General features: G+C 42.7%; 18 protein-coding genes and 1 other annotated feature. Of the genes, 7 read left to right on the top strand and 11 right to left on the bottom strand.

Annotated elements, in window-relative coordinates:
* The first annotated feature begins 43 nt into the window (after positions 1 to 43).
* On the top strand, positions 44 to 1,423 hold the full coding sequence (locus ACTWQL_RS17770) for a Glu/Leu/Phe/Val family dehydrogenase (protein WP_443143772.1): 1,380 nt from the start codon (positions 44 to 46) through the stop codon (positions 1,421 to 1,423).
* A 243-nt stretch (positions 1,424 to 1,666) separates the two neighbouring features.
* Here the strand turns inward: ACTWQL_RS17770 and hutG are convergent, their stop codons facing one another.
* Genes hutG through hutH form a run of 4 tightly spaced genes read right to left on the bottom strand, consistent with a single transcriptional unit; the run spans position 1,667 to position 7,087 of the window.
* The gene (gene hutG, locus ACTWQL_RS17765) at positions 1,667 to 2,617 is read right to left on the bottom strand and encodes a formimidoylglutamase (RefSeq protein ID WP_443143771.1); all 951 of its coding nucleotides are present in this window, start codon (positions 2,615 to 2,617) and stop codon (positions 1,667 to 1,669) included.
* Positions 2,595 to 3,875 carry an imidazolonepropionase gene (gene hutI / locus ACTWQL_RS17760; RefSeq protein ID WP_443143770.1) on the bottom strand — a complete coding sequence of 427 codons (1,281 nt, stop codon included), beginning with the start codon at positions 3,873 to 3,875 and terminating at the stop codon, positions 2,595 to 2,597. Before hutI ends, hutG begins: the two co-directional genes overlap by 23 nt.
* Positions 3,876 to 3,877: 2 nt before the next feature.
* Positions 3,878 to 5,569 carry a urocanate hydratase gene (hutU, locus tag ACTWQL_RS17755; protein ID WP_443143769.1) on the bottom strand — a complete coding sequence of 564 codons (1,692 nt, stop codon included), beginning with the start codon at positions 5,567 to 5,569 and terminating at the stop codon, positions 3,878 to 3,880.
* 12 nt (positions 5,570 to 5,581) lie between these two features.
* Entirely contained in the window at positions 5,582 to 7,087 is a 1,506-nt protein-coding gene (gene hutH, locus ACTWQL_RS17750; protein ID WP_443143768.1) for a histidine ammonia-lyase, read from the bottom strand.
* 350 nt (positions 7,088 to 7,437) lie between these two features.
* Between hutH and ACTWQL_RS17745 the strand changes: the two genes are divergently transcribed.
* A complete protein-coding gene (locus ACTWQL_RS17745; RefSeq protein ID WP_443143767.1) occupies positions 7,438 to 7,914 on the top strand; it encodes a hypothetical protein in 477 nt (158 codons plus the stop codon).
* Between the two features lie 187 nt (positions 7,915 to 8,101).
* On the opposite strand, the gene ACTWQL_RS17740 is transcribed toward ACTWQL_RS17745, so the two are convergent.
* The 3 genes from ACTWQL_RS17740 to ACTWQL_RS17730 form a co-directional block, all read right to left on the bottom strand.
* Positions 8,102 to 8,836 carry a C39 family peptidase gene (locus ACTWQL_RS17740; protein ID WP_443143766.1) on the bottom strand — a complete coding sequence of 245 codons (735 nt, stop codon included), beginning with the start codon at positions 8,834 to 8,836 and terminating at the stop codon, positions 8,102 to 8,104.
* A 136-nt stretch (positions 8,837 to 8,972) separates the two neighbouring features.
* Positions 8,973 to 9,203 carry a hypothetical protein gene (locus ACTWQL_RS17735; RefSeq protein WP_443143765.1) on the bottom strand — a complete coding sequence of 77 codons (231 nt, stop codon included), beginning with the start codon at positions 9,201 to 9,203 and terminating at the stop codon, positions 8,973 to 8,975.
* 266 nt (positions 9,204 to 9,469) lie between these two features.
* Complete coding sequence (locus ACTWQL_RS17730; RefSeq protein ID WP_443143764.1) at positions 9,470 to 9,628, bottom strand: hypothetical protein; 159 nt, start codon at positions 9,626 to 9,628, stop codon at positions 9,470 to 9,472.
* A 311-nt stretch (positions 9,629 to 9,939) separates the two neighbouring features.
* Here ACTWQL_RS17730 and ACTWQL_RS17725 point away from each other — a divergent pair, with 311 nt between their 5' ends.
* On the top strand, positions 9,940 to 10,047 hold the full coding sequence (locus tag ACTWQL_RS17725) for a YjcZ family sporulation protein (protein ID WP_443143763.1): 108 nt from the start codon (positions 9,940 to 9,942) through the stop codon (positions 10,045 to 10,047).
* Between the two features lie 172 nt (positions 10,048 to 10,219).
* On the opposite strand, the gene ACTWQL_RS17720 is transcribed toward ACTWQL_RS17725, so the two are convergent.
* Positions 10,220 to 10,849 carry a hypothetical protein gene (locus ACTWQL_RS17720; protein ID WP_443143762.1) on the bottom strand — a complete coding sequence of 210 codons (630 nt, stop codon included), beginning with the start codon at positions 10,847 to 10,849 and terminating at the stop codon, positions 10,220 to 10,222.
* Positions 10,850 to 11,068: 219 nt separating this feature from the next.
* Here ACTWQL_RS17720 and ACTWQL_RS17715 point away from each other — a divergent pair, with 219 nt between their 5' ends.
* Both ACTWQL_RS17715 and ACTWQL_RS17710 read left to right on the top strand, forming a co-directional pair.
* Positions 11,069 to 11,875, top strand: coding sequence for a CAP domain-containing protein (locus tag ACTWQL_RS17715; protein WP_443143761.1), 807 nt, complete (start codon positions 11,069 to 11,071; stop codon positions 11,873 to 11,875).
* A 91-nt stretch (positions 11,876 to 11,966) separates the two neighbouring features.
* Positions 11,967 to 13,313, top strand: a complete 1,347-nt coding sequence (locus ACTWQL_RS17710; RefSeq protein ID WP_443143760.1) for a DUF2254 domain-containing protein — start codon at positions 11,967 to 11,969, stop codon at positions 13,311 to 13,313.
* 296 nt (positions 13,314 to 13,609) lie between these two features.
* Here ACTWQL_RS17710 and ACTWQL_RS17705 read toward each other — a convergent pair whose 3' ends face one another.
* Positions 13,610 to 13,891 (bottom strand): hypothetical protein, encoded by a 282-nt coding sequence (locus ACTWQL_RS17705; protein WP_443143759.1) that lies wholly within the window; start codon positions 13,889 to 13,891, stop codon positions 13,610 to 13,612.
* 308 nt (positions 13,892 to 14,199) lie between these two features.
* Between ACTWQL_RS17705 and ACTWQL_RS17700 the strand changes: the two genes are divergently transcribed.
* The gene (locus ACTWQL_RS17700) at positions 14,200 to 15,531 is read left to right on the top strand and encodes a DUF2254 domain-containing protein (protein ID WP_443143758.1); all 1,332 of its coding nucleotides are present in this window, start codon (positions 14,200 to 14,202) and stop codon (positions 15,529 to 15,531) included.
* A 1-nt stretch (position 15,532) separates the two neighbouring features.
* Here the strand turns inward: ACTWQL_RS17700 and ACTWQL_RS17695 are convergent, their stop codons facing one another.
* Positions 15,533 to 16,153, bottom strand: a complete 621-nt coding sequence (locus ACTWQL_RS17695) for a hypothetical protein (RefSeq protein WP_443143757.1) — start codon at positions 16,151 to 16,153, stop codon at positions 15,533 to 15,535.
* Entirely contained in the window at positions 16,146 to 16,757 is a 612-nt protein-coding gene (locus ACTWQL_RS17690) for a peroxiredoxin family protein (RefSeq protein WP_443143756.1), read from the bottom strand. The genes ACTWQL_RS17695 and ACTWQL_RS17690 overlap by 8 nt, the downstream gene beginning before the upstream one ends.
* Positions 16,758 to 16,915: 158 nt before the next feature.
* Positions 16,916 to 17,139 (top strand) — a binding site (T-box leader).
* Between the two features lie 217 nt (positions 17,140 to 17,356).
* On the opposite strand from ACTWQL_RS17690, the gene proS reads away from it, so the two are divergent.
* A complete protein-coding gene (gene proS / locus ACTWQL_RS17685) occupies positions 17,357 to 18,787 on the top strand; it encodes a proline--tRNA ligase (protein ID WP_443143755.1) in 1,431 nt (476 codons plus the stop codon).
* Positions 18,788 to 18,927 lie beyond the last annotated feature (140 nt).

Below are 18,927 nucleotides of genomic sequence, written 5' to 3'. Positions count from 1 at the left end.
GATATACTTTATATAGCCAAACATTTGATAGGAGGTTTTCTATATGGCAAGTCAGACTGGTTCAATTGTCCAACACTCATTAGATGCATTACTAGAAGACGAGACCTTTTTACCAGATTTGAAGGAACAGGATCGAGAACAAGCTTTCACTTCTCTTACTGCGATTCTTTCAACACCGAACCATATACATAAATCGTTTCTACGTATTGCTTTAGAAAACGGGAAAGTGGTACGGATCCCATCTTTTCGTGTCCAACACAACAATACTTTGGGACCGTACAAAGGCGGGATCCGGTTTCATGAATCTGTCAATGAAGATGAAGTCACGAACCTTGCTTCACTCATGACATTGAAGAACGCCCTTCATGAAGTCCCCTTCGGCGGCGGAAAGGGCGGAGTAGTCCTCAATCCAAGAACATATACAGTCAAAGAACTGCATCAAATCTGTAAAAAATATGTGCATTATTTCAGTGACATTCTTGGTCCTGATAAGGATATCCCTGCACCAGATATGGGGACGGGAGATCGTGAAATGGATTGGATGATGGCTGAATATAAGAGCATCCGGCCAGGAACAACTTACCGAGGGAGCTTTACCGGAAAAAGCATCATCAATGGTGGTTCATTGGGAAGAAGAGAAGCAACTGGAAAAGGTGTCTATTTCACCTACCGTTATATGATGTCGGATTTTCTGAACGGAAAAAGGGAATGGCTTGATGCACAAGAGAATCCGTTTGCAAAGACTGCATTGGACCATGGCGGAAAACCACTGAAGATGGCCGTACAAGGGTTCGGAAATGTCGGCTCAGTTGCAGCTCTAGAAGCCTCTCGATGTTCCCATTTGAACAACAAAATCGTAGCCGTAAGTGATCGTAATGTTACTTTATTTAATCCGGAAGGTCTTGATATCCCTGCACTTGTTGATTTTACCGCTAATAATGAAGGAGATCTTCCTACTACAGAAGACGAACTGAATGGGTTGGAAATGAAAGCGGAGATCCTTGATCGTGAAAAAGTACTTTACCTGGATGTCGATGTGTTAGTCTTAGCTGCACTAGAGGACCAAGTTCATAAAGATAATGTGGCACAGGTTAAAGCGAAAATTATCGTTGAAGGCGCCAACGCCCCTGTTACGGGTGAAGCCGATGAATATTTAGCGGACAACGGCGTTATCATCGTTCCCGATATCCTTGCCAACGCTGGTGGTGTCATCGTTTCCTATTTCGAATGGCTGCAAGGCCGAGAAACACAGTTCTATAGTGAAGAGCAGGTGTTCGATATGCTCTTTGAAAAAATGCAATCAACGATGGATACCATTTTGCCTCAATTTTTCGGAGATCCTTTCCCGCTAAGAGAGAATTGTTACATCCAGGCCGTTATGAAGCTATCTACGGTACTGTTCCGACAAGGCAAGTTGTATTGATCGAGTCAACGGCAAATGCGACTTTGATCAATAGAAAACCCGGACAATTTGTCCGGGTTTTCTTATTGAGCAATATATGAAGGTTCCGCTTCGTCAACATCCTTCGCTTTCCGCGGGCACGGCCTCAGCCTCCTCAGAAAGCACAGACCGCTTTCTTCCGGGGTCTTCGACTCGTGCTGTTCCCGCAGGAGTCTACGGATGTTGTCTACGCTCTTTTCTGATGGCAGTTATAGCTTTGTTTTCTTATGCCCGATGCAGCATGAAAGTCAGAATGACGAATGCTGCCAGTTTACTTGTCATGTTCCGGAAATCGACTGTCGGATCAATTTCGACGATGTCCATCCCCTTGACCATCGGCTCTTTTGCGAGCATTTCGATCCCCTCTAGTAAGCAATCACTCGTCATTCCACCTGGTCCTACTGCCGGACAACCAGGTGCAAAAGCCTGGTCGAGAACATCCATATCCAACGAAACATAGATGACATCGACCTTCTCTTTTAGTTGATTGATAGATTGGCGTAAAATTTCCGTCATGCTCTTTTCGCGTACATCTTTCATCGTATGGATCGTGACACCATGTTCCTTGCCATACTCATGATAAGGCTGGCTATTTGAAAAGTTGCGGATTCCGATCTGTATCAATTGATCCCCTTTAATAACCCCTTCTTCAATAAGCGCACGGAATGGCGTACCGTTACCAGTCCCTCCATCCTCACGATTACGAAGATCATGATGTGCATCGAATTGGATGATTCCTACTTTTTTTCTGTTCTCGGAAAACGCTCTGATGCTTGGATAACTGATTGAATGATCGCCGCCTAATATGATTGGAACCATAGTCGGCTGATCTTTTAATATGCTTGAAAAAGTTTGATAGATTCGATCATGTGAGGCAGGAATATCCGTGAGATGCATTTCCACATCTCCAAAATCGGTGATCGTCTCCTCTGCCAGGTCCTTTTCTTGTTCAATCGCATAGGTCGAGAGTGCTGAAAACATCTGCCGGATCACACCTGGTGTTTGCGAGGCACCAGATAGACTGATCGAAGGCTTCGATAATGGAGCTCCTAAAAGACCAATCCCACTTACCTGGCTTTCTTCATCCCATCCACGGACGATTTCATGTGCTTTTATGACCTGAGAGTCTGTAAATCCTGCTTCTCCAGCTTTCTTAAGATACGGAAACTTTGCCAACACGCTCTCCCCTTTCAAAGAGCGTTTCCCCATTCTTCAACACAGTCCTGACATGATTCACGCCATAATGATAAGGAAGATAGAGATAGTTAGGAGCATCCCAGATCACCATGTCTGCATTACGTCCTTCTTCAATTTTCCCAGCCTGTTCGCCACACCCGATCGCATACGCTGCATTTACCGTTACCGCATTCCAAATTTCTTCCGGTGTCATCTTTAATTTCAATGCCGCCAGATTCATGATGAACTGCAGATTTTCGGTCGGAGAGCTTCCTGGATTAAAATCTGTCGCAAGCGCTACAGCCGCATTCGCTTCGATCATCTCCCGCGCTTTCGCGAATTCATTTTTATTCAGATAAAAGGTCGTTCCGGGCAAAAGGACTGCAATCGTGTTTGTTTCACCTAATTTTCGGATCCCCTCTTCCGATGCTCCGACTAAATGATCAGCTGATATCGCGCCGACTTCGCAGGCCATTTCAGTTCCGCCTAAAGGATCGATTTCATCAGCGTGGATTTTGACGTCAAAGCCCATTTCTTTTGCTTTACGAAGATACTGTCGAGACTCTTCGACAGTAAAGACGCCTGTTTCACAGAAAATATCAACGAAGCTTGCCAGCTCTTGTTCTTTTACGGTTTCCATCACGTTGATCATCTCATCTAGAAACGCTTCAGACTTCCCTTTATATTCATTCGGAATCGCATGCGCGCCTAGATATGTTGATACGATGTCTGTCTTCTGGTTTTCCTGGAGCCTTTTGAGGACACGAAGCTGCTTGAGCTCTGTTTCTGCATCCAGCCCATAGCCGCTTTTCGCTTCCATCGTCGTAATCCCGTAGCTTTGCATCCGCTCCAAATGGAAGACGGCTCTGTCATAAAGAGTTTCTTCGTCTGTCTCGCGCGTGGCTTTAACCGTTGATAAAATGCCCCCGCCCTGTTTCAGGATTTCCAGGTATGGTACGCCCTGCTGTTTAAGGGCGAGTTCATGCTCGCGTGATCCCCCGAACACAAGATGGGTGTGCGGATCGACTAAACCTGGTGTTACAAGTTTCCCTTCACAATCGATCTCTTCTTCTGCTTCAATAGATGGAGCCTGATCAGCCGGGCCTGCGTAGACGACCTTCTCATCTTTCACGGCTACGACAGCCTTTTCGATCAACCCGATCTGTTTCATCGCTTCACCTTTACGGATGCCTTCTTCTCCTTGCATCGTCAGTAACTGACCGATATTCTTCAAAAGTAAATCTGCATTCAATGTCATGATTATACGCCACTCCTTTCGCTTACATTACTCTTATCCAGCATCGGGATTCGGACACCCTTCTCCTTTGCTGTCTTAATTGCTAAACCATAACCTGCATCTGCATGTCTTACCACGCCCATACCAGGGTCAGACGTTAATACGCGTTCCAGTCTTTCTCCTGCTTCCTTCGTACCGTCCGCTACAATGACCATACCAGCATGCTGTGAGTATCCCATTCCGACACCACCGCCGTGATGGACAGAAACCCAGCTTGCCCCGTTGACGCCATTGATCAACGCGTTCAATATCGGCCAATCGCTGATGGCATCACTGCCGTCTTTCATCGCTTCCGTTTCCCTGTTCGGGGAGGCGACTGAACCACAGTCAAGGTGGTCACGACCAATGACGATTGGAGCACTAACTTTACCGCTTTCGACCATATCATTGATGATTTTCCCAAGTTTGGCACGATCCCCGTAACCTAGCCAGCAAATACGAGACGGTAGTCCCTGGAACGCAACTTTCTCCTGTGCCATCTTGATCCATTTGCACAAATGTTCATCATGTGCGAATTCCTTGAGGATCACCTCATCAATCGCATGGATGTCTTCAGGATCACCTGAGAGCGCTGCCCAACGGAATGGTCCTTTTCCTTCGCAGAACATCGGTCGGATGAAGGCTGGTACGAATCCTGGGAAATCGAATGCATTTTCGTATCCTTCATCTTTTGCAACTTGACGAATATTGTTTCCGTAGTCAAAAACGACCGCCCCTGCCTTTTGCAGGTCAACCATCGCTTCCACATGTTGCTTGATGCTTTCTTTTGATTTTGAGATATACGTTTCTTGGTCCCGTTTCCGTAATTCTTCGCCCTCTTCTAAAGTGAATCCAATTGGCAAATACCCATTCAAAACATCATGGGCCGAAGTCTGGTCGGTCACAAGATCTGGAATTTCGCCGCGTCTAACAAGCTCAGGTAAAATGTCTGCCGCATTTCCAAGCAGAGCAATCGAAAGCGGTTCTTTTTTCGCCATCGCTTCTTTTGCCAATTTCAAGGCTTCATCAAGCGTCTCAGCTTTCGTATCACAATACCTCGTTTCAATTCTGCGCTGGATTCGATGCGGGTCACATTCGATTGCAATGACGACTCCATCATTCATCGTGACCGCAAGCGGCTGGGCGCCACCCATTCCACCAAGTCCAGCAGTTACGGTCAAAGTACCAGCGAGGGTTCCGCCAAAATGCTTTCTAGCTGCCTCCGCGAAGGTTTCATACGTTCCTTGTAAAATCCCCTGGGTTCCGATATAGATCCAGCTTCCCGCTGTCATTTGTCCATACATCATTAACCCTTTTTTCTCGAGATCCCGGAATGTTTCCCAATTCGACCAGGCTGGTACGAGATTGGAATTAGCAATCAACACACGCGGTGCGTTTTCATGCGACTTGAATATTGCGACCGGCTTTCCGGATTGCACCATCAACGTTTCATCGTTTTCCAGATCCTTAAGTGATTCGACAATCGCATCAAAGCTTTCCCAATTTCGTGCAGCTTTTCCGATCCCTCCATAAACGACGAGTTCTTCAGGCTTTTCTGCCACTTCAGGGTCCAGATTGTTCATCAGCATTCGCAAAGCCGCTTCCTGCACCCACCCTTTCGTATTCAATGTCGTTCCTCTAGGCGCTTTGATTTTTGTCATTTTAAAACCCTCCATTTCGGAATAAATTTATTGTTCAATTAAAATGCCAAGCCAATTGGCTTCCTTTAAATCCTGTGACAGCTTTTCAATGTCTTTGGCGAATACACGGTCTCCGGTAATGCTCGGGGCAATTCCTCTTCCCCGGTCAAACGCTTTCCGTGTCCGCTGCGCCATCCTTTCAACTCCTCTAAATTCAACCGCTTGCATTGCGCAAAACCATTCGATCGCAAGCACATTCCGCGTGTTTTGGATGACCTGGTATGCGTGACGCGAACCGATTGTTCCCATACTTACGTGATCTTCCTGGTTCGCAGACGAAGGAATCGAATCCACGCTCGATGGGTGTGCCAGCGTTTTATTTTCTGAAACAAGTGAAGCCGCAGCATATTGGAGGATCATCGCCCCTGATTCCACTCCAGGATCCGCCGATAAGAATGCTGGGAGATCATTCAACTGTGGATTGACCATCCTCTCGATGCGGCGCTCTGAAATGTTCGCAAGTTCAGCGATGGCAATGCTTAATAAATCCATGGCAATCGCAATCGGCTGACCGTGGAAATTTCCTCCGGATATCACTTTGTTCCCGTAATCGAATATCAGGGGATTATCCGTTGCAGCATTGATTTCAATCTCAAGCTTCTCTTTTACATAGTTCAACGCTTGCCATGTAGCGCCATGGACTTGCGGAATACACCTCAATGAATAAGCGTCCTGGACCCTTACTTCCCCTTGCTTTGTCGAAAGCCTGCTTTGTTTGATATACATCCTGATCCGCTGTGCGACACCGACCTGTTCGGGATATCCTCTCGCCTGATGGATTTCTTCCTCAAACGCATCTGTAATTCCTCTCAACCCTTCTAAGGTCATTGCTGCGACCAGTTCACTTTGATATGCAAGTTTTTCTGCCTCCAGATAAGCGACTACCCCCATGGCGGTCATCGCTTGTGTCCCGTTGATCAAAGCGAGACCTTCCTTCGCACTTAACACAAGCGGGGTTAGATTTTCTCTTTCTAATGCTTCTTCTCCGCTCACCCTTTTTCCTTTATAGTAAGCTTCACCTTCCCCGATGAGTACAAGCGCCAGATGTGATAATGGTGCTAGATCACCGCTTGCTCCTAGCGAGCCTTGCTGCGGAACAATTGGATGGATCCCACTATTGATACAGTCAATCAATAAATTGATGACTTCAACACGGACCCCTGAATATCCCTTCAATAAAGCGTTCGTCCTTAAAAGAAGCATCGCCCTGCTGACGATCTCTGGAAATGGCTCTCCCACTCCACAGGCATGACTTCTGATCAAATTAAGCTGAAGTGCTTCAACCTGTGACTGATCAATCCACACGTCACTCATTTTTCCGAATCCGGTCGTGATTCCATAGACAACTTCATTATTGGACACGATCTTTTCGACGGATTTACGGCTCACTTTAACATTCTCCATACTCTCGGCTGATGCTTGAACCTGTTCTCCTTCAAATAACACGTGATAAATTTCTTTTAATGTCAACGTATTCCCTGTCAATGTGATCATTTGACCTCCCCCTTCCTATTGCACTACCAATTTAGCGAGATAAAATCCAATCAAAAAAGCCGCTGATCCGATTTTTCAATCGATCAACGGCTTCCTGCATTCTATTGATTTTATTGGAATTTGAATTCGATGCAAAAATAAATCTCGCATTTTGGCCAACTTCTTTCATAATTTTCGTAATTCAATAATACTATTTTTAGTGTAAACGGTTTCTCGTTCCTTTGTCAATGACAAGTCGAAAATGGACAAGTTGTCTTCAGACTCTATTAATCTTCCAAACGTGTGTATAAAAAAGCTTTATTGTGGACATTCTGTTGATACTTAAACGAAAAACCGAGGGGGAACCGGGAATGATCGAATCTCAACGCTTGCTCGTCCAATGCACGATGCTTCGTCAACCGACTTTACAAGAATCTGCCGCTGACTTTTTTGTAGGCTTTGATAGCGAAAACACACCGTATTTATTCTTACCTACTTCACATGGTGTCCTTGAAGAACATGAGCTTTATGCCGTCCCTGTATTGATGAGGAAAAAAGAGGCATCCCTGTATTTACTGGATGATACGATTTTGGCTGTCGACCTGAATGACATGATCGAGTTCCACTGCGACCTCACCTACTACTTCGGACCTGAATATAACATGTTGAAAAAATATTTAAAGAGCACCGAATATCGTTCATATGTAATGTGGAGCAATGGCATCCGCCAGGACCAGATCAACGAGCTTTTGGATTCTTATTCCTCGGCGAAATCAGAAGAACTCCGGCAGTCAATCAGGGAAAAATTAAGCCGCTATAGTGGACAAACCAGTAAAGAAATGAAATAGCAGTTATTGAAAACCGCCCATGCTTTCAGGGCGGTTTTTACTTGGCTTTGTTATACCTTATTATTGATTTTTGCAAAATTAGTCAGAGTTCCATGAGTGTTTCATATGATACTTCCAACCCGAAAAATGCTTGTAAGTGCTTCATGAACCACTTTTAAAAAGTGACCATGAAGAATCACTCTTCAGGTCACTTATATGTGATCGCATGGCGTCCCATCTGCTCCCATCCTTTTTGGAATTGGGCTTTTGGGACTTTCCGGTTTTTCATACCCGCCAAAGGATCGTTGAAATAAATGTTTTGTTCATCGTAGCCAGTGATCAAAACGGAATGTTCTTTATAGGTGATGTTCATTTTTCCTTGAGGAGTCTGCCATTGGACCCAATACTTTGCTGGTACCCTGGAGAACCAGGTATTATTAATGACCCATACAGGCTTTTCTTGTTCAACATGCTGCATGACTTCCTCAAAATCCGATCCTGTGAGATTGACTACTCGCCCAGGGAGATATCGCTCAGCTAAATCAGCGATTGGTTTTGAATATACACCTAATCCTGGTTTATTTATATCATACATATTTCCGACAAAACCTTGATTTGGATTGCCGAAATAAGTTATACCATTTTTTCTTTGGTAAGGTGTTGGATCTTTTCTGACCTCTTTTGCCAGGGTCATTTTATCAACATTTATTCCTGCATGTCGCAATAACATTGCAAGGCTGGTGACTTCACATCCTCTTGGTAATTCAGGTAACTGTTTGATTAAAGGAACCTGTAACAGGACCTTTTCTTTTTTGATTGCTTCAACAGTTTGAATTTCTTTAAATGAGGAAGTTGCCTTTTTCGGTTGCTCTGAAATCGCAACGGAATTGCTGCACCCTGCAACGAACATTGCAAATGCGATTGCAGTGGTGATTTTCCTCATTATCATACCCCATTTTCTAGGGATGTATGATTAGGTTGACCAAGTTCATATACAAAAACCCTATGATTTTTTGGTAATTCAGGGGTCTAGAACGCATATCTTGCTTATTTTTGCAAAAAATAAAAACAGCCTATATTCAGGCTGTTTCTTCAAAATCTGATTGATCTTTTTTATATGAACCCATGCCATATGTAATCGAACTTACACCGATAATCGCAAGCATGAATGAAAGGATATATGGAACCGAATAAAAGAAAAGTGTGGATTGAGCTTCATGGATCTTAGTTGAACTTAAAAGCGTATCCCACCAGTTAAAACCGACTACGCTGACTAAAATCAGTACGATACCCCTTACAATTTGTTTCATGTGTTAAGCTCCCCTTTGCAATAAATATGTTGGTATAAGCAACTATATCCTTTTAAGTTGAAAACAAAACATTTATTGTCGAAAGGGGATTAAAGTCCTATTATCCGTTATATTGATATAGCGCTTTAGTCTCATAAGATTTTGTTGATTCTTCAAGAAAAATTAAGCAATTTGTTTCTCATACGGTCACTAAATCCAGTATTTCACGCCAGATTGGTCATATTGAGTGTTCATACGATCATTACATCCAGTTTTTCGACCCAGATTTATTTTATGGAACTTAATTTCGTTGGCACTTTTCTAAAAGATGGTTGCTTTTGAGTCATTTTTAAAAACTCACCTTGTGCAAGTTGATTGGAGAGCAAGGTGCGAGACTCCTGCGGGATCAGCGTGCCTACTACCTGAATAATCTCCTCGCAAGGCATGCGACGAGGAAGCTCGCTTCGACAGGACTTTCTTGTAGACGCAGGAGCACAAATGCTTCCTTGAAAAGGAGACTCCTGAGATCGCAAGGCGACGAGTTGGCTCACCGCACGCCCCGCGGAAAGCGAGCATCCTGGAGCGGAAATCTACGACTTTCAAGAGCAACAAAGTTTGCGAATACAGCAATTTCCTAAAAAAAAAACGAAAAAAATCCTTTGAAATCATAAAATTCCATATTTGTCCTAATGCACTTGTCCATACCAAGTGTGTTTACGAGCATATTGTATTAGTGTGAGGAACTCTCACTGGAGCAGTGTTCGAAGGGGGCATTAGCATAAGTCACTCTCACGGTACTGGATTTTCCATAATCTTAGTATTGTTCATCTTGCTAATTATTGTAGGTACAGCGTTTGTATATTAAACCTAATTGTACTTCCCCTAATCCTAAATAGTTAATTACGAACGCTTTATGTAATTACTATTACCCTTCCAATCTTGTACGGAGTAAAAAGCCACAACACCCCCCTGTTGTGGCTTATTTTTTCGTGAAGTTTGTAATCATGAGAAATTCTGCACGAATCCTTTGCTTAAAATCATGCCTTCGATTTCACTTCCTCCTGAAACCACTCTGGCATCTTTCCATACTTGTTTACATAGTCGAGGTCTTCCTGTAATTCCTCAAGCATCAGTTTTACATCCTGCCGTACACCGATCGCTTGCAGCTGCAATGTTTGCCGGTCTTGATTCGTCAAGTAATCCTGACAAGCTTCAGTATATGAAAGATGAACGTCGTGTATGTACTCTTCGATTTCAAAAACCTGTTGCATCAAGAGCAGCATTTCAATACGATAACGACGGAACTCATCCTTTTTTATTTTCAAATGCTGCTTTGCAGCCATCACTTCACGATCCAACCCTTTTTTCAAAGGTTCCATCCATTCGTTCAGCCTTTCTTTTTGCTCTCGTGACAGGTGAGATGTCTCTTCAAGCACATCTCCAAGCTCTTCTGTCAGTTCTTGAATTTCTGATCGTAACGATGAAACATTTTCTTTGTTATATCGATCGACCGTACCTCTGCCTCCGAAATTCCCAAGCAGATCCTCATACTTTTGAAGCATCTTCTCTTTTTCTTCCTCTAAGTCATCTTGGTCTATCTTTAAACGTTGCAATTGTTCTTCATATTGTTTTTTCAGTTGTTTATACTTTTCTAATTCTGGATACAAAACAGACTCCTCCTTAAATTCCCGCTCATCCCTCATAGTATTCGAAAACAAATCGCAGTTTTCGCTATCAAGTTCCAAGTTTTCCTTAACCAATTATTATTGACCATATGAATACAAACTAAACCTATTGTGATTTCCAATTAATTCCTAACCCCCATCAAATAGTTTCATAGTCGAAATGTGTCTATGTAACTATAAAAAATTAGGAGGTAGGAAAAATTGTTCAAAAAACTTCTTATTACTTCTTTACTATCTGCATCAATTTTTGGGGTTAACGCAGGCATTGGTCAAGCATCTACAGGTGCTGAACAGCCTCAAGTACATGTGAAAAAACAAGTTGTTCTTGGTCAAGTAGATCAAGACAAAGTGCAAGAATACATCCAAAATTGCTTGAAGGGTAAAGAGCTTGACCCAGCGCTTCAAGAGAAAATCCAAGAAGCGTTGAAGAAAGCACAAGACCAACAAGGTGAGCAAAAACAGGAAGCTCCAAAACAAGAGCAACCTAAAGCTGATGAACCTAAAGCTGAAGAGCCAGCTCCAAAAGAAGAAGCGGCTCCTGCCCCTGAGCAAAAGGCAACTCCACAAGAGCAGCCTAATACTGAGCAACAACAATCTGAACAGCCTGCTGCAGAAGGTGAATTCCAACTTACTGCTGATGAGCAGCAAATGGTTGACCTTGTGAACCAGGAACGTGAAAAAGCTGGACTAAAACCATTGGAAGTCGATCCAGAATTGACAAAAATGGCACGTGCAAAATCAAAAGACATGATCGATAACAACTACTTCAGTCATGATTCACCAACATATGGTTCTCCATTTGATATGATGAAGCAATTCGGCATCGAATATAACACTGCAGGTGAAAACATTGCTGGAAACAGTTCAGTAGAGGGTGCACACACTTCTCTTATGAACTCTGATGGACACCGCAAAAACATTCTTGGCAGCCAATACACGAAGATTGGTATCGGAATTGTTGACGGCGGACCATACGGTAAAATGTTCTCTCAAGAATTCACTGGTTAATAAATTGATAAAATAGAAAGAAAGCATCAGCCATATCGGTTGGTGCTTCTTCTTTTTGGATATAAATAGGGGTAGAAAGAAGGATGAGGAAATGAAACTTAATGACTATTGGCTTAAATTTAGACACAGCTTCTGGTTCTTACCCATCTTCTATGGTGTCCTAGCGCTTTTCATGGCGATGTTGAGCATGTATCTGGAAGAAGCGATCCCTACGAAGATCATCGCAAAATATGTGCCGAACGCCTTGATGACCGATGTTAAGCTCGGACAAACCATTTTGAATGCGATTGCTGTATCGGTTCTCACAATGACGACCATCACATTCTCTTCAATCATGGTCGTGTTGACTACATATTCATCCCAGTTTTCACCAAGGACATTGCAGGATTTCATCAGTGATGTCGTTACACAACGGGTCCTAGGTGTTTTTACTGGTGGATTCATCTACTCATTGCTTTTATTGCTTTTTCTTAAGGATCTCAGTGATAAGAAATTATTCCTTGGTCCAGGTATTGCCGTCATTTGGGCGATTGTTTGCCTTGGGTTCTTCGTCTTTTTCATCCACCATGTGGCAACATGGACTCAGGTCAACAATCTAATTGACAAAATCACAACTCGGACACAAGAAACGATCCGTAACAGCTTCCACTTAGGGGTCGATCAGGCAAAATCGAAACAGATATCCGTAAAAGAAAACATCAATGATCTTGAAAAAAAGCGTAAGGTTACGATCAATGCTCCTACATCAGGCTATTTGCAAATGATCAAACTAGAACCAATATTGGAAAAAGCAACAAAAAACGATGAGATCCTCAAGGTAGAACGCAGGATCGGCGATTATGTCTTTAAAGAGACACCATTGTATTCCTTTCTTGATACTGATTCTTTAACTAAAGAAGCTGAAACACGATACGAGGAATGCTTTTTGATCGGTACTGAAAGGAATACGGTTCAGGATGTTGAATTTGGTATTCAGAAATTGGTTGAGATTGCACTTCGAGCTATTTCACCAGGTATCAACGATCCACATACGGCGATCAACTCCATCAATCGGATCGGAACGATTTTATCTGAATTGGGAGAAATCATGTTTCCAAAGCCTTATTATTACGATGAAGAAAACAATTTAAGGGTGATTCTGGATATCCAATCTTATCGGGAACTGCTCTATAAAGCGTTTTATCAGCTTCGCCACTATGCGCGTGAAGATGTCTCGGTGTGCGCATCTACTATATCCGTACTGCATGGGATTGTTGAACGGAATATCCTTGATCGTTCGCTCCATAAAATTGTCTGGGATTTTGCTGTCTATTTCATTGAAGGAATTGAAGCAGATGTATTGTTAGAGTGGGATAAACAGTTCATCAATGAAAAAATCATGCGCCTTGCAAAAACCATCGGTCGCGAAAAAGAATATCAGCAAGTTAAATTGCATTAAAGATGCCCAAAACTGTAATGGAATATCATAGCTCCAAACTAAATTTAATACACAAAGGCGAGAAAGCGAGCCAACGAAAATAATGACCTTCGACTAAATACCACCACGAATTGTGTGAACGTGAACCAAGTACATCCATGTACATGTGAGAAGCTTTCATTCCGTGAAAACGGGAGAATCGGAGTTTGACGGATATAAAGACAGGTTTTCTATCCGTATATTTCGCAGAACCGCTATTATACGGTCACAAAGACGGTTTTTCTATCCGTATACTTCGCAGAACCGCTATTATACGGTCACAAAGACAGGTTTTCTATCCGTATATTTCGCAGAACCGCTATTATACGGACACACAGATCCGTGAACTTTGGAAACCCGCAGTTCTTTATAGCAGGAGGATCAATCACAACTTTCTGAAGCAACGACAGACTCCTCTTAAATTTTGGCTCTTTTCTAAAAGATTGTTGTTTTTGAGTCATTTTAAAAAACTCACATTGTGCAAGTTGATTGGAGAGCAAGGTGCGAGACTCCTGCGGGGTCAGCGTGCCTACTACCTGAATAGTCTCCTCGCAAGGCATGCGACGAGGAAGCTCGCTTCGACAGGACTTTCTTGTAGACGCAGGAGCACAAATGCTTCCTTGAAAAGGAGACTCCTGAGGTCGCAAGGCGACGAGTGGGCTCACCGCACGCCCCGCGGAAAGCGAGCATCCTGGAGCGGAAATCAACGACTTTCAAGAGCTACAAAGTTTACGAATACAGCCTAAATTTTAAACTGATCGATTCCATTTTACCGAAAGTGAGTAATTGATGAGAAATCATACACGCCTTTCATAAAATTCTTTTTTAGAGGAAGAATAGGTTAGATGAATTGTGAGGTGAGCGGAAGATGTATTTAAAGATTTCATTACATAAGATCCATCAAAGCTTCTGGTATCTTCCTACATTTTATAGTTTGATTGCTGTCTTGCTTGCCTATCTATCCGTAGAAGTGGATTTTTGGATGGATTTGAGGCAATTCCATATGCATTTCCCAGGCTTCATGATTACCGATCGCAACACCACCCAGTTGATTCTTAGCGCATTAGCGACTTCGATCCTGACGATGACAGCCATCACATTTTCATCAATCATGGTACTCTTATCTACCTATCTAGCGCAATATTCCCCTCGTACACTCGATAACTTTTTAAGTGATATGGTGACACGAAGAGTGTTGGGAATATTTATCGGATCTTTTTTGTATTTCGTCCTCGTCCTGCTATGGATGAACATTTCCGATCAACGGAGCTTTTTAGTGATCCCTTCGTTGTCCGTTTCCTTATCCGCATTATGTCTCGGATTTTTTGTCTATTTCATCCATCATGTAGGCACTTGGATTCAGGTCAACAACCTCATTCAGGATATCACAGACAACTGTCTTTCCATTCTATCATCCCATAAAGATGACAGATCCGATCTGGTTTCATCTCCCTCCTCCCCTTGGTCGAGCTGGGAAAATGAAGAATACAAAACAAAGGAATGCGGGAAAGCATCCTCTGAATTCTCAGGCTATCTTCAATTCATTGATTTGGACAAGATGGTGAAACTGGCAACAAGAAATGATTTACTCATCCGTTTCGAAAAGAACATTGGAGACTATGTAGATGAAGGTACGGTCCTTTTTTCTTATTGGTCTTTGGATGATCGCTCGTTTGATATAGAGGATTATTTGCAAAATATACGCGTTGGTACGCAAAGGACCACTGAGCAAGATATCGAATATGGTATCCAGAAGCTGACAGAAATCGCCCTTCGTGCCATCTCACCTGCCGTCAATGACCCTTACACAGCCATCACCTGTATACAGAGACTGGGTAAAATCCTCTCCAGACTGGCTCAAACGTCACTGGAGGAACCTTATATCTATGACAGTGAAAAAAACCTGCGTGTCATCCTGAACACAGGTGAATTTTCACAGGTCTTGTATAAAAGTTTCTACCAGATCCGCCATTATGGGAAACAGGATGTCTCTGTCATTGGTGCAATCTTCGAAGCCTTGACATTGATTGCCGAAAAAAGCGCTGCACCTATGAAAGATTCGATTTGGGAGTTTGCAAAATCGATTGTTGAAGGAATCGATCGCTCTGCTCTCATACACCTTGATTTCAAATACTTGAACTATAAGCTGGATATTTTAGCACGGCACACGGGCCACCAGAAGGAGAAACAGCTTTTGTGAATCATTCAAGAACCATACGTTTGTGATACCCCTCCGTTATGCTTTTCATCTTTTGCTGGTCAAAGGTCAATTCAAAACCCATCACTGGTTGTGGAGAGAGGCAAATTCTTTTCCCATTATCCAGATCGAATATGAGAGACGAATCATAAACGATTTGTTCATTTTCTGTTTGAAACTCCTTCGTGTAAATCGTAACCCGTATTATTTTATTAAAAATAGAAATAATCGAATGCGGCTGTACAGCGTACTCGAAAGTATTGTTTTCATTCATTTCATATTGCAGGGGTTCAGGTGTATCCTGCTTTTTACAAGTGATATGGTAATACTCTTCATAATCGTCCGTTTCCTTTTCACAACAATCCAATCTAAGAAAATAATTATCTATTTGTAATAAGAGTGGTTCATAGAAACTGTAGGATCCCTCATTAAGGTTCAAATAAAATGAAACCGAATTGCTTTCAATACATTTAAGTTCAAGACCTACGGCTTGAATAAAAAAATCAAGTTCTTCATCCTTCATCAGGCTATTATATTCACGCATATCCCCAACACCATCTTTATAATGATTTGACTTGTATAGATTCAATAAAAGGATGTATTTTCCTCCTGATGAATTATCCACCTCCTTTTAACTGCTGTTCAAGTTCATCCAGATTCATGGGCCCCATGATTTTGTTTTTTACGAGGCCGTCCGGGTCGATGATAAAGGTTGTCGGTATGACAATGATCTGATAAGCTTGACCGACCATTCCTTCTGTATCAAGCGGAACTTGAAAAGGGATTTCGAATTCTTTTGCGAACATCGTCACCTGCTCCACATTTTCTTCTTCAGAGCTGAGATTCACTGCAAGAATAACAACCTCTTCATTTTCATGGAGATGATGGAAATTGATCAGTTCAGGGATTTCTTTTTTACAATACGTACACCATGTTGTCCAGAAATTAAGGATTACTGTTTTTCCACGATAATCCGATAAAGAGACTTCTTCCCCGTCAAGGTTTTGCAAAGTAAAATCCGGTGCTTCCTTGCCAATTTCAGCAATAGCAGACTGGACATTTGCAACTTCCACCGATTCAGGATTTTCGCCGATTCTATTGGATTGTTCAGCTTTAATATGTTCCACAGTTTGTTTCGATTGTTCGGCCGTATTTGGGATTCTCCATGCCATTATTCCCAGGAATACGATCAAGCCAACTAAAATTGTAAACTGTAGCTGTCGTTGCATTTACCTCACCTCTACAAAGTGCCTTACTATACTATAAGTAGGAATCAGTAAAAAAATGAACAAGCATTGAAAATTCTTATATTTTTTATTAAATGTGGATAACCTGTATATTACTTCTTGACAAATATAGTCAACCGGATTATATTACTTTCAAACAACCTGAAACAATGACGGGGATTAGTAAAGTGAATCACGCCCTTTCTAGAGAGGAAGCCATCTGCTGAAAGGTTTCCATGGGCCCGCACTTGAACCTGCCTCTGAGTTCTGTATCGAAATCGACTAAGATACAGCGGATAAGCAATCCGTTATCAACATCGAGTGTATATTGCGCATCATTGTGCGTTATGAATTAGGGTGGTACCGCCAAGTCTTGGTCCCTTCTGGGGTCAAGGCTTTTTGTTATGGAGGGAAAAGCGAGCAATCTCAAGCAGTCCGTTACTTTTGTAACATCCTATTCTTTTGGTCAATAAGGTCTCCTGAGCCCGCTAATGGGCAAATGCAACTTGGTTCGAGCTAGGAACGAGCGGGAGAGCTTACAGAAGTAGGCTAAGACATGGAAAATCAACATTAAATTTTTGAATAAACAAGAGGTGATCGAAATGGGAAAAGGATTTGTCCAAGATGTTACTGCGATGGAAGAGGATTTCGCGCAATGGTATACAGATGTCGTCAAGAAAGCTGATCTGATCGACTATTCGAGTGTACGCGGTTCTATGATCATACGTCCTTACGGGTATGCGCTATGGGAAAATATCAAAAACGAACTTGACCATATGATTAAAGAAACAGGTCATGAAAACGTCTATATGCCTTTGTTCATACCAGAAAGCCTCTTAAATAAAGAGAAGGATCATATCGAAGGATTTGCACCTGAAGTCGCATGGGTCACACATGGCGGTGAAGAAGAACTTACTGAACGGCTTTGTGTCAGACCGACCTCTGAAATCCTGTTTTGCGAGCATTATAAAAATATCATCCATTCCTACCGTGATCTGCCGAAGCTCTATAATCAATGGGCAAATGTCGTCCGCTGGGAAAAAACGACGCGGCCATTCTTGCGTACCTTAGAATTTTTATGGCAAGAGGGGCACACGTGTCATGCAGATGCTGAGGATGCACAAGCGGAAACGACGCGAATGCTGAATGTCTATGCTGAGCTCTGTGAAGACATCCTCGCTATTCCTGTTTTAAAAGGAAAGAAAACAGAGAAGGAAAAGTTCGCAGGTGCTGATTTCACCTATACGATCGAGAGTCTCATGCATGACGGGAAGGCGCTGCAATCCGGGACTTCCCACTATCTCGGAGATGGATTTGCAAAAGCTTTCGGCATTCAATACTCCGACCAAAACGGCGACCTTCAGCATGTCCATCAAACGTCCTGGGGTCTTACAACACGTATCATCGGGGCGTTGATTATGGTGCATGGGGACAACAGAGGGCTAGTGATTCCTCCTAAAGTGGCGCCAACCCAGGTGATGATCGTGCCAATTGCCCAACATAAAGAAGGAGTGCTCGATTTTGCTTATGAGCTAAAAAAACACCTCTCCGCTGCCGCACGTGTGGATATCGATGCGAGTGACAAAAAGCCTGGATGGAAGTTCAACGAATACGAAATGAAAGGAATCCCGGTCCGTTTAGAGGTCGGACCTAAGGATATCGAAAAAGAGCAGGTTGTTTTGGTGAGACGGGATACTGGAGAAAAACAATTCGTCCCATTAAAAGATCTTGATGTAACAATTGAAAACCTTCTTGCAGATATTCAAAGGAATCTTTTTGAAAAAGCAAAAGCGTTACGAGCTGAAAGAACATATACTGCTTTAAGCTTTGATGAGTTCAAAACAACACTCAATGATCAACCTGGATTTATCAAAGCGATGTGGTGCGGCGAAACCGCCTGTGAAGAAAAGATCAAAGAGGAAACGGGCGCAACATCACGATGCATCCCGTTCGAGCAGGAAAAATTAGAGGCCACCTGCTTCTGCTGCGAGAAAGAAGCGAAGCATATGGTTTACTGGGCGAAGGCGTATTAAATCAAGGCTGTTATCGCAAACTTTGTTGCTTTTGCACTTAAAGAAAGTATAAAATACTTTCTTCAGTATAAGGGCAACTAAGGCTCGACCTACAAAAGGCTTGGTCTCGCCAAGTTTTCTTTAAAAGTCGTTGATTTCCG

It is taken from the genome of Pseudalkalibacillus sp. R45 (assembly GCF_052246725.1).
Taxonomy (GTDB): Bacteria; Bacillota; Bacilli; order Bacillales; family Fictibacillaceae; genus Pseudalkalibacillus.
The sequence above is the reverse complement of the archived record's forward strand: the minus strand, read 5'-3'. Positions and strand labels throughout refer to the sequence as shown.

Coding starts and splice junctions, on each gene's coding strand:
- ACTWQL_RS17690 (WP_443143756.1), bottom strand. CDS start 16,757: ATGCAACGACAGCTACAGTTTACAATTTTAGTTGGCTTGATCGTATTC.
- proS (WP_443143755.1), top strand. CDS start 17,357: ATGGGAAAAGGATTTGTCCAAGATGTTACTGCGATGGAAGAGGATTTC.
- ACTWQL_RS17730 (WP_443143764.1), bottom strand. CDS start 9,628: ATGCCTTGCGAGGAGATTATTCAGGTAGTAGGCACGCTGATCCCGCAG.
- ACTWQL_RS17745 (WP_443143767.1), top strand. CDS start 7,438: ATGATCGAATCTCAACGCTTGCTCGTCCAATGCACGATGCTTCGTCAA.
- hutU (WP_443143769.1), bottom strand. CDS start 5,569: ATGGAGGGTTTTAAAATGACAAAAATCAAAGCGCCTAGAGGAACGACA.
- ACTWQL_RS17735 (WP_443143765.1), bottom strand. CDS start 9,203: ATGAAACAAATTGTAAGGGGTATCGTACTGATTTTAGTCAGCGTAGTC.
- ACTWQL_RS17740 (WP_443143766.1), bottom strand. CDS start 8,836: ATGAGGAAAATCACCACTGCAATCGCATTTGCAATGTTCGTTGCAGGG.
- ACTWQL_RS17705 (WP_443143759.1), bottom strand. CDS start 13,891: ATGCCTTGCGAGGAGACTATTCAGGTAGTAGGCACGCTGACCCCGCAG.
- ACTWQL_RS17770 (WP_443143772.1), top strand. CDS start 44: ATGGCAAGTCAGACTGGTTCAATTGTCCAACACTCATTAGATGCATTA.
- ACTWQL_RS17700 (WP_443143758.1), top strand. CDS start 14,200: ATGTATTTAAAGATTTCATTACATAAGATCCATCAAAGCTTCTGGTAT.
- hutH (WP_443143768.1), bottom strand. CDS start 7,087: ATGATCACATTGACAGGGAATACGTTGACATTAAAAGAAATTTATCAC.
- ACTWQL_RS17710 (WP_443143760.1), top strand. CDS start 11,967: ATGAAACTTAATGACTATTGGCTTAAATTTAGACACAGCTTCTGGTTC.
- hutI (WP_443143770.1), bottom strand. CDS start 3,875: ATGACATTGAATGCAGATTTACTTTTGAAGAATATCGGTCAGTTACTG.